The following is a 10348-nucleotide window of genomic DNA, read 5'->3' as shown; positions in this document are numbered from 1 at the left end:
ATGATCCTCCAGCGAGAACTCATAGAACAGCGCCGGCTGCGCCTCCTGCCGCGGTCCCATCATCGCCGACCCTCCCATCCATTATGGAAATTGAATCAGTCGACGCCCCCCCAATCAAGGACGAGTTTTTCAACACAATACGCCCAAACCGGCCATTGCCGATGCGGTCAAGCGCTGCGGTGCAGCTTCACCAGACCGGTCATTCATCCATCGTGCAGCATTTTTTGGAGGGCGAAGGTCGGCGAAGCGGGACAATACGGGCTTTCGCTGCGTCTGCGCCAATGTCGGCTTTGGAAATCAACTAAGCTCCTCAAGTCTCCTATTTGGCGGCTTCGACCACTGAAACCCACAGCGCAAGCGTGTTGTTGTCCTTCATTTGAAGCATGCGTCGGTGGAGTTCCTGTTCCCACGGGCCCGGCTTTGCTCGTGCGTTACGCAAAGCCTCATCAAATGCTTCAACCGCTTGCTCTACCTCTCCTATCTGAGAAAGCGCGATCCCTCTTTCGAGATCTATGCGGCTCCCCTTTGCTCGTTCGAGAGTTGAGAACTTCATCCAAGCACCAGCGGCGAGTGAAATATTGCAGAACCGAAGCTTCTTCGCTCCCTCATAGCGATCATTCCGGCACGCTCCGGCCATCAGCCCTGCGGTCATTCCGCTCAGCCACACACACAGAAAAACCCATATGAAAATGGCGTAAGCCCAGCTCCTATATTCGGATCTTTTTGCTATCATTGGCTTTTCCATACTTCTTGCTACCAAATACCCAAAAAATGGAAAGGACGTAGTCAGCCGACATTCGTGCCAAGTGCAGCACCACGCACTCTGGGCTCGAAGCGGACATGCGGCGGTGCGGCGCCAAGCCCGCGTTCGAGGCGGTCTGAATGTCGGCTTCCAATCTCACAGCTTGTATTGCTCGCTGCAGCGGCGAAGGTCCGGAGTCCGCCCATTCCCTCTGAAGGAGCATCCAAATCCCTTCACTTCACCTCAAACAATGACCGCAAGGCGGTCGGTACTGGTTCTGCCAAATCCCATTGAACAGTGATCGGAGCTTCGCCTTCCCATCCGGCGAAGCGCACCGGGCCTGCGTAGCGGAATGGCGCGGCGCGGCCGTCGCGGAGTTTGGACTTCCGTACGAACAGGTGGATCGTCCAGCCTGGGTCTTCACCCGAGATGATCATGCCACGGCTGCTGGAGCGGCGCGTGCTGGTTTGGGTTTGCCAAACGAAGCGAGTCGGGCTGGCGAATTCGTCGGCATATTGGTCGCCGACCGACATGCTGCTTTTGTCCATGGTCACGAGCAGGATCATGGCCTTCGCTTCCCTGATCACGACAATGCCGGAATTCCAGGATCCGGTGTTGAAGACCGCGCCGAACAGGGGCGGGATCTGTTCACGCGTGTATTCATCCCATATTTGGGGGCCGAGTGACGGCGGCGTCGGGCGGCTTCCCGGCGCTTCAGCAGCTTCTGCAAGCGATGTCGGGTCCGGCTGGTCATATGTCACGCTACGGGTCTGAAAATGGCGCAGCAGGCGCCAGTCGACCAATTCTGACGCAAGGTTTGTCAACTGCGCATCATGATGATCGCCAAAAGTGGTTTCGAACGTGCCGGGGCCAAGCCGGAACCATTCGGTTTCGCCAAGCAGTTTCAGCGGGAATTTGGTCAGCAAGGTGCGGATGGCGGCGGCATCCTCCGGATCAACGCTGAGGTCCGCCTTGACCTCGGGGTTGCGGCGGGCGAGCCGAGCGATGCGTTCGGCGAGGTCTGCAACACTGATGCGCCCGGGAAAGGCGTCTGCCTCGATCATGCCGCGCAGGGCCAGCATCTTGTAGCTGCGCGTCATTCGCGTGGTCTCAATCTCGTCGAGCAGGCCTTTGTGCGCGGTCCAGGCGTCCAAGGCTTCGCCGGTGAGGTCGCCCATGTCATTGACGAACCCGAGCCAACCCGCGTGGCCTGTGCGGCCCGGGTTGAACCCAGCATGTTGGACTTCTGAGGCGGTCGGGCGTGTTCCGTGCCGGTCGCGGAAGTCTCGGTAGAAGGCCGTCAGTTCCTCGCCATCGCGGGGCTGCCGGATCAGCGACCGTAGGATGTCGAGCGCTTCGAGGTCGTAGGTGACTTCGCACCCCGCCGGAAAGCTGATCTCATGGCGTGCGAATTTTTCCAATGCGATGCGAAGCGCCCCTTCGCCTGCGCCGATGCGCAGCAGGGTCCGCGCTTTGGTTAGGAAGATCCGATGGTTACCTATATAGTCGATCACGGCCAAATGCGTTTTCTCGGCCGATCGACGCAGGCCCCGACCAAGTTGCTGAAGCCATATGACCGGGCTTTCGGTAGGGCGCAGCATGAGGACGGTATCAATGGAAGGCACGTCGACGCCCTCGTTGAACATGTCCACCGCGTAGACGATATCGAGATCGCCGTCTTCGAGAGCTTTCAGAGCGCTGGCGCGTGGCGCGGAGGTATCGCCGGAGTGGACTGCGACGGCGCGTAGGCTGCAGGCGCGCGAGAACTCGGCCATGAAATCTGCATGGCGGCGCGAGACGCAGAAGCCGATCGCCTTTTTGCCACCTCGAAGGGAAAGCTGGTCGAGCGCGTTTTCGGCGCGCGCTTGCGTGGCGACGGCTTCGGTCAAAGCGGCCTCATCGAACTTGCCGCTGCGCCATGGGATCTGCGCGTATTCCACGGGGTCGGGCACACCGAAATACTTGAATGGGCTCAGCAATTCGCGGTCGATGCCGGACCATAGATCGCATTCATAAACGAGGTTTTCCTCGCACAGGCCCAAGAGGTCGCCGCCATCGCTGCGGTCTGGCGTTGCCGTCAGGCCCAGCAGAAATTGCGGCGTGAAATGGTCGATGATCCGACGGTAGGTCGCGGCGGCAGCATGATGGAATTCGTCGACGACGATGTAGTCGAAGGCGTCGGGCGCAAAGCGGTTCAGGTGCTGGGCGCGGGAAAGGGTTTGGATCGAGGCAAAGAGCACATCGGCGTCAAAATCCTTTTCGCCTCCGCCAAAGCGCCCAAGCCGTGCCTTCGGGCGAATGGCGCGAAAGGCTTCCATGGCTTGGGTCAGGATCTCTTCGCGGTGGGCGACGAATAGAACCCGCTTGGCGGGCTGGCTGTCGAAGGCGGCAAGGAAGGTCTTGCCAAGACCGGTGGCCAGAACAACCAGTCCGGCGCGATACCCCTTGGCGCGCGTGGCCGCGAGGGCCTGCAGCGCTTCTTGCTGGATGGCGTGCGGCTTGGGGGCGTATTCTGGTTCTTCTTCTGGCACGCCTGACTGTGTTGGCAGGGGGACGACCCGGCGTACCTCATAGCTGTCGATCCAGTCGGGGGAGAGCTCTGCAACTTCGGGGCGGGCCAATAGGTCTTCGAAGGCGTTGCGCGCCGACATCAGCGGCAGAGCGTCAGAGCGGTCGAAATGGCGCAGGTTCCACTCCACGCCTTCGGTGAGGGCGGACCGCGACAGGTTCGATGATCCGACGATCAGCGCGCCCGCCCCATCGGCAAAGGAGAACATCCAGGCCTTTGGATGAAACGGAATGCGCTTTGCGCGGAAAACGTAAAGCTGACGATCGAGCTCCAAGTCCTGCATCAGTCGCAAGGCCGTTGGCTCGGTCACGTCGAGGTAATCGCCGGTGAGGAGCCGCAGTTGCCCACCGCGTTCGAGCAGATCGCGAAGATGCGGCAGAACCAGCTTGGTCCCGGACGTCATCAGGAAGGACACGGCCAGATCGACGGACTGCGCCTGATCGATCAGGGGGCGCAGGTGTGCGTGCAGGGCATCCTTGCCGCCAGAGATCAGCGGGTTGTCATGTGGAGCGCCGGGGATCGGGCCGGTCGCGATAGCCGGTGTCTCAATGCGAAGATGGAAATGCGGCTCTGTCTCGACAAAGGTCGTGGGTGCCAGCGCACCGTCGGTTTCCAACATCGCCTGCGTAGGGGCGATGCGTGTCATGAGGGCGGTTTGCTCGGCCTCTGATAAATCGCGCCATCGTTTCACATGCCGCCGCGGCGCAAGGATGAGGCCCGCGCCCTTCCGGATCAGAATGACCTGCGCGTCGCACTCGAACACATTGTCCATGGACGGGGCGCAAATCAGGCACGGACTTGATTCAGGGGTATCGTTGGACACTCTTTAGGATTTTCTCAGCAAGGCATTGAGCCAAATATCTTCTTCTCGATCCGGGCGACGATCCGAGGACCGCCAGGTTTCAACCTGCCGTAGAGCCGAACATTCGTCCAGGAGGGCCGACAGAGTTTCTTCGGTCATGTCGGTGAAATGTCGGCCATCCTTCGTCCGATCTTCGGTGCCGAACTTGAAGGAGGCATAGAGGACGCCGTCCGGCACCAAATGATCCGCCAGACAGCGCATCACTGCGGGCAAGTCGGGGCGCCGCACATGCAGCAGTGATGCGCAGGCCCAAATGCCTTCAAAGGAATGATCCCATGTGAAATCCTCGAACCACATCTGGCGAACGGGGATACCGGCGTAATCGCATGCAGCCCTCACCATGGCGGGAGACGCGTCGAAGGCATGGACTTGGTAGCCCAATTTGCAAAAGGCGCGTGCGTCCCGGCCCGACCCCGTTCCGGCATCAAGAATGCGTGCGGTGTGTGTCGCATTCGCCGGAAGTGCTGCGAGAAACCGGTCACGGAGCGCCTTCATATCGACATCCCGCGTGTCTTTCAGGAACTGCTCGGTATGGGTGTCGTAGAATTCAGTCATCAAATAGCCGGAGTGGTTTCAGTGGCAGTCTTCCAGGTGCGATATTGGGCTGTCAATCGCATGCACTTTGGAAAAAGTGGCGTCGCTGTAGATGCCATTTGCGTTGCGCTTCGGTGCGTTGGGATCACAGGTGTCTCGGCATCGGCAAGTGGAATTGCGTGTCTTGCTTGACCGCAATGGGTGCGCCGGGCCACATATGTTATTGATTTGAAAAAGCTTCGCCGGTGCGCCCTGTTAAAAGCCGTCCAACAGCCTGATCCGTTTCTGGCGCAATGCCTGTCCGTCGACCTCGAAGTCGATCCGAAAACGGCGCGGGTCTTTGATCTGGCAGCTGTGCGGTTTGACGATACGCCCGCCATTAGGTGCCAAAAGGACATAGACGCGGCGCTGGATCGTCTGGAGGCGGACCTCGGGGGCACGCGGCATCTCATCGGGCACAACATCCTTCGGCACGACTTGCCGCATCTGGCGGCCATGCGGCCCGGATTGGCTAAGCTTGCTCAGGCCCCGATCGACACGCTCTGGCTTAACCCGCTGGCCTTTCCGCGCAATCCGTATCACCACCTCGTAAAACACTATCATGATGGGCGGCTACTTTCAGGACATGTGAACGATCCCGAGGCCGACGCGCGGTTGGTTTTCGACGTTCTGGGCAACCAATTGGACGCCTTCCGCACGATGAACGCACAGTTCCCGGATGCAGTGGCCGCTTACCACTACCTGACGACGCGCGGCGAGCAGGATCATGGTTTCGACGCCGTGTTTACCCACGTCCGTGGCGCGGGCGCGCCGTCTGCTGAACGGGCACGGCAAGTGCTCTGGCGATTGCTGGAAGGCGAAGCTTGCCGGACGGCACTGCGGCACATGTTGGAGCAAGTCGGCTCGCCGCAGACGGGCTGGCCATTGGCCTACGCGCTGGCGTGGATTTCGGTCGCGGGCGGGGATTCCGTCATGCCGCCTTGGGTGCGGATGCAGTTCCCCGATGCCGCGCGTATGGTCAAATGGCTGCGCGACACAGCCTGTGATGCGCCGGATTGTGCCTGGTGCCGTGAGAAGAGTGATCCTGTAAAAGCGCTCTCGCGATGGTTCGGGTTCGATGGCTTCCGTCCGACGCCCACCGATGCCGACGGCCGTCCGTTGCAAGAGCGCATCGTGGATGAAGGTATGCGCGGCAATAGCCTGCTGGGCATTCTGCCGACCGGGACGGGGAAATCCGTCTGCTATCAAATCCCGGCGCTGGCGAAGTTCGACCGCACCGGCGCGCTCACCGTCGTGATTTCGCCGCTGGTCGCGCTTATGGCTGATCAGGTGGCTGGCATGGAGCGCACGGGCATATCCTCGGCGGTCACGGTGAACGGGATGCTGTCGTTGCCAGAACGGCAGGACGCGCTGGAAAAGGTCCGCATGGGGGATGCGGCCATGTTGCTGATCTCGCCAGAACAGTTGCGCAGCGTGTCGGTCCGCTCGGTCCTGAAACAGCGCGAGATCGGCCTTTGGGTGCTCGACGAGGCGCATTGCGTGTCGAAATGGGGCCACGATTTCCGACCCGATTACCGCTACATCTCGCGGTTCATCCGGGAAACGGCGGGTGACGAAGACCCGGCACCGGTGATCTGCCTGACCGCCACCGCTAAGCCCGAGGTCGTGCGCGACATCCGCGATCATTTCAACCAGCGGCTTGGGACGGACCTGTTGCTGCTGGATGGCGGGGCGTCTCGGACGAACCTAAGTTTCGAGGTCCGCTCGACCGGCAAGCGGACGAAACTTGCCGACATCATGGAGGTCATCGAGCAGCGCCTGCCGTCCGAGGGCGCCTCGGGGGCTGTGGTCTACTGCGCCACCCGGAAATCGACCGAAGATGTGGCGCAGTTCCTGCAACAACAGGGGCTGTCGGCGGAACGCTATCACGCGGGTCTTACGCCAGATGAGAAGAAAACCATCCAGGAACGCTTCCGCGTTGGCGAATTGCGGGTCATCGCGGCGACCAATGCCTTTGGTATGGGGATCGACAAGCCGGATATCCGGTTGGTGGTGCATGGCGACATTCCGGGGTCGCTGGAGAATTACTTGCAGGAAGCCGGTCGCGCCGGGCGTGACCGCGATCATGCCAACTGCGTGCTGCTATACGCCCCCGATGACGTTGAGCGGCAGTTCCAGTTGTCCGCTCGATCTCGGCTCGACCGAAAAGAAATTGGAGCGATCCTGAAAGCCGTGCGCCGCATGGATCAACGCACGCGTAGCACCGGAACTGTCGTCGCGACCTCGGGTGAGATTGTGCGTCAGGAACACGACCGCGAGTTTCAGCGTGAGAGCGCGACAGATGACACGCGGGTCAAGACGGCCCTGTCCTGGCTGGAAGAAGCCAAGTTGCTGTCGCGCGAGGAAAACCGGGTTCAGGTCTTCCCATCTTCACTGCGGGTCCGCAGCCTCGACGAGGCGGGCACAAGGATCGACAAAGCCCAGATCGCGGGGGTGCGGCGCACGCAGTTGATGGACCTTGTCCGCCACCTGATGAATGCCCCACCGGACGAAGGTATTTCCACCGATGAACTGACAGGTGTCAGCGGTCTCACCGGAGGCCAGTTGACCAAGGCGCTGGCCGACCTGGAAAGCCTCGGCATTGCGCGCAACGACACGGCGGTGACCGTGTTCGTGCATTCCGGAGTCGCGGACGATTCCCGCAAGCGTCTGACGCAGGCGACCCGGTTGGAAACCGATCTCATTGCATTGATGCGGGAAGAGGCGCCCGACGCCGAGGATCAGGTCAGCACGCCGTTCAACCTGCAATTGGCCTGCCAGAAGCTGCGGGATGCAGGCCACAGCCATGTGCGCCCAGACGTGGTCGAGAAGTTGCTGCGGGGCATGGCTCGCGATGGCCGCGATCTCGACGGTGGCAAGGGCAATGTTCGCCTGCGCAAGGCGTCGCGCGATACGCTGTTCGTGGCCTTGCAGCGCGCGTGGTCCGTTTTGGAACAATCCGCAGCGCTGCGCAGGCAAGCCGGTGAGGCGCTGGTCGAGCACTTGCTTGGGCGGCTCGAAAAGGGCCAGCGCGGGAAGGATCAGCAGGTCGAAACCACGCTGGGTGATATGCTGGCAAGTCTTACGGGCGATGCGTTCCTGCGCGCTCAGGTAAAGGAAATGACGCGGCTGATGGACCGCGCGCTCCTGTGGCTGCATGAACAGGAGGTCGTGACGCTGGGCAAGGGCCTGACCGTGTTCCGGCCCGCGATGACGGTGCAGCTCGCTCCGGGCAAGACGCAATTCCTGGTCAAGGATTTCGCGCCGCTGCAAGAGCATTACGACGAACAGACGGTCCAGACCCATGTGATGGCCGCCTATGCGGAAACCGGGCTGTCATCCATGCCCGATGCCATGCGCCTGTCCGAGGACTATTTCTCCCTCGATCAGGAAGGCTTCATGGGCCGCTGGATGAAGGGTCGGACGACAGAGGTCAAACGCCAGACAACGGGCAAATCCTGGGCAGCTGTGGTCGAGTCCCTCGGCAATCCCGTGCAACAAAAGATCGTGGCCGACGACAGGGATGCCACCAACGTGCTTGTTCTTGCCGGGCCCGGTTCTGGCAAGACGCGGGTTTTGGTCCATCGTATCGCCTACCTGATCCGCGTACGCCGCGAAGACCCGCGCAGTATCCTCGTGCTCAGCTACAACCGCCACGCAGCGGTCGAAATCCGTGCGCGGCTGCGGCACCTGATCGGGGATGAGGCGTTTGGTGTGACGGTGTCCACCTGTCATGCGATGGCCATGCGGCTGGTGGGCGCGAGTTTCGCGGGATTGCAGGCAGAAAGCCGTGATTTCGACGGCATCGTCATGGAAGCCGTGCGCCAGTTGAATGGCGAGGGGCTGAGCAAGACAGAGGCCGAGGCGCAGCGTGAGACTTTGATCCAAGGCTATCGCTGGATTCTGGTCGACGAGTATCAAGACGTCGGACCTGAGGAATACGCCCTGATTGCCGCCGTCGCCGGGCGGACGATCGAAGACGAGGACATGAAACTGAGCCTCTTCGCCGTGGGCGATGACGACCAGAACATCTACGCCTTTGCGGGCGCGTCGATCCGTTACATCCGCCAGTTCGAACAGGATTACCGCGCGCGGCCCGAATATCTGGTCGAGAACTACCGCTCGACCGGCCACATCATCGCGGCGTCGAATACGGTGATCGCCGGTGCGTCTGACAGGATGAAGCTTGGCCACGACATCACCATCGACCGCAACCGTCGCAAGGAACCGTTGGGCGGGGTGATGGCCGAAGGCGATCCCGTGGGACAGGGGCGCGTTCAGTTGCTGCAATGCCCGCCAGGGGACCGTGCGCAGGCGGTGGCCGCCGTGACAGAGTTGCAGCGGCTGGCGGCGCTGGAGCCCGGCTGGAACTGGTCGCGCACAGCCATCATCGCGCGCAACTGGCGGCAGCTCGCCCCGGTTCGTGCCTACGCCGAGGCGCAGGGTATTCCGGTTGAAATGGCCAACGAAAGCCTGCCCAGCCTATGGCGTTTGCGCGAGATGCGGCAATTCATCGATGGCATCAGCCGCGATCGGACACGCCTGCTGGACGTGACGGATTTGCTGGAGGTCGTGAACACTCTTCCTCGCAATCGTTGGTCCGATCTAATCGCCGAGGGCGTCGCTGCTTTGGTGCAGGAAATCGGAACCGGGTCGGCCTCGGTCCCCGATCTGGTGGAGTGGTTCGGCGAGTGGGCGCGAGACGCACGAGGGGAGCAGCATGGGCTGTTGCTTATGACTGCCCACCGCGCAAAAGGGCTTGAATTCGATGACGTTGTTATCCTGAACGGCGGTTGGGATCGGCCATCACGGAACGAGGATCTCGATGCGCCGCGCCGGCTTTTCTATGTCGCCATGACCCGTGCCCGCCGCAGCCTTGCCGTGATGACACAGGGCGCGCATGCCTTCTTGCCATCCACTGGCGATAGCATCCTGCGCCGGCACGCCGCCTTGCCGGAAGTGAAGGACTTGCCCCCGGACAGGACCTACCTCATGCCAGACATGAGCCAGGTGTTCATCGACTGGGCCGGGCGGCTACGGACAGGCTATGTCAGTCTCAACGCTATTGCTCAGGCGCAGACGGGTGATCCCGTCACTCTGAGCCAGCAGAACGGGCGCTGGTGGGTGCAAGACCGACAGGGACGGAGACTGATCGCCATGAAAGGCGGGTGGGCGGTACCTGATGGGCAGCGTGTCGTTTCTGCCATGATCGGTGCCATCGTCGCACGCCATGCCCATGAAAGCGGCGAGGAGCATCGTGGGAAGCTTCAACAGGACAGTTGGGAGGTTGTCCTGCCTGAGATCGTGCTGGAGTAAACCTGTTCGTTATTGCGCCGGACAAAATACAAAGGCGCAGATGTACAAGCCAACAGTTTCCGCAAAGCGTCAAATTAAGCATCTGAAAATTATTAAACTATTCCGGCTTCCCCTTGAGACTCCGCCGTTTCGAAAGTGGAAACCGATTGTTGATTTCCGAAATTTTTCGATCAGCCAATGTCCCCGTCGGACACGCCAGGCCTCCCGAGGGACAGAACATTGGTCTGGCACCGTGAGCACGCAGAAGCGTCTCGGCTCGAGAAAAGGATCACGAGCCGTCCACCTC

At 61.1% G+C, this 10348-nt stretch carries 5 protein-coding genes; 1 reads left to right on the top strand and 4 read right to left on the bottom strand.

What is annotated here, in order from left to right; genetic code table 11:
* Positions 1-319: 319 nt before the first annotated feature.
* From D8Z78_RS20805 to D8Z78_RS25105, 4 genes are all read right to left on the bottom strand, one after another.
* On the bottom strand, positions 320-652 hold the full coding sequence (locus D8Z78_RS20805) for a hypothetical protein (RefSeq protein ID WP_128910882.1): 333 nt from the start codon (positions 650-652) through the stop codon (positions 320-322).
* A 323-nt stretch (positions 653-975) separates the two neighbouring features.
* Positions 976-4083, bottom strand: a complete 3108-nt coding sequence (locus D8Z78_RS20800) for a DUF3427 domain-containing protein (RefSeq protein ID WP_164933046.1) — start codon at positions 4081-4083, stop codon at positions 976-978.
* Between the two features lie 54 nt (positions 4084-4137).
* Entirely contained in the window at positions 4138-4728 is a 591-nt protein-coding gene (locus tag D8Z78_RS20795) for a class I SAM-dependent methyltransferase (protein WP_121632551.1), read from the bottom strand.
* Between the two features lie 234 nt (positions 4729-4962).
* Positions 4963-5181 (bottom strand): hypothetical protein, encoded by a 219-nt coding sequence (locus D8Z78_RS25105; RefSeq protein WP_240672207.1) that lies wholly within the window; start codon positions 5179-5181, stop codon positions 4963-4965.
* 33 nt (positions 5182-5214) lie between these two features.
* Between D8Z78_RS25105 and D8Z78_RS20790 the strand changes: the two genes are divergently transcribed.
* Entirely contained in the window at positions 5215-10062 is a 4848-nt protein-coding gene (locus tag D8Z78_RS20790; protein ID WP_420824332.1) for a RecQ family ATP-dependent DNA helicase, read from the top strand.
* Positions 10063-10348: the final 286 nt, after the last annotated feature.

The sequence above is a fragment of the Tropicibacter alexandrii genome, from assembly GCF_003667315.2.
GTDB classification, from domain to species: Bacteria; Pseudomonadota; Alphaproteobacteria; order Rhodobacterales; family Rhodobacteraceae; genus Tropicibacter; species Tropicibacter alexandrii.
This window is presented reverse-complemented; position numbering and strand designations above follow the sequence as displayed.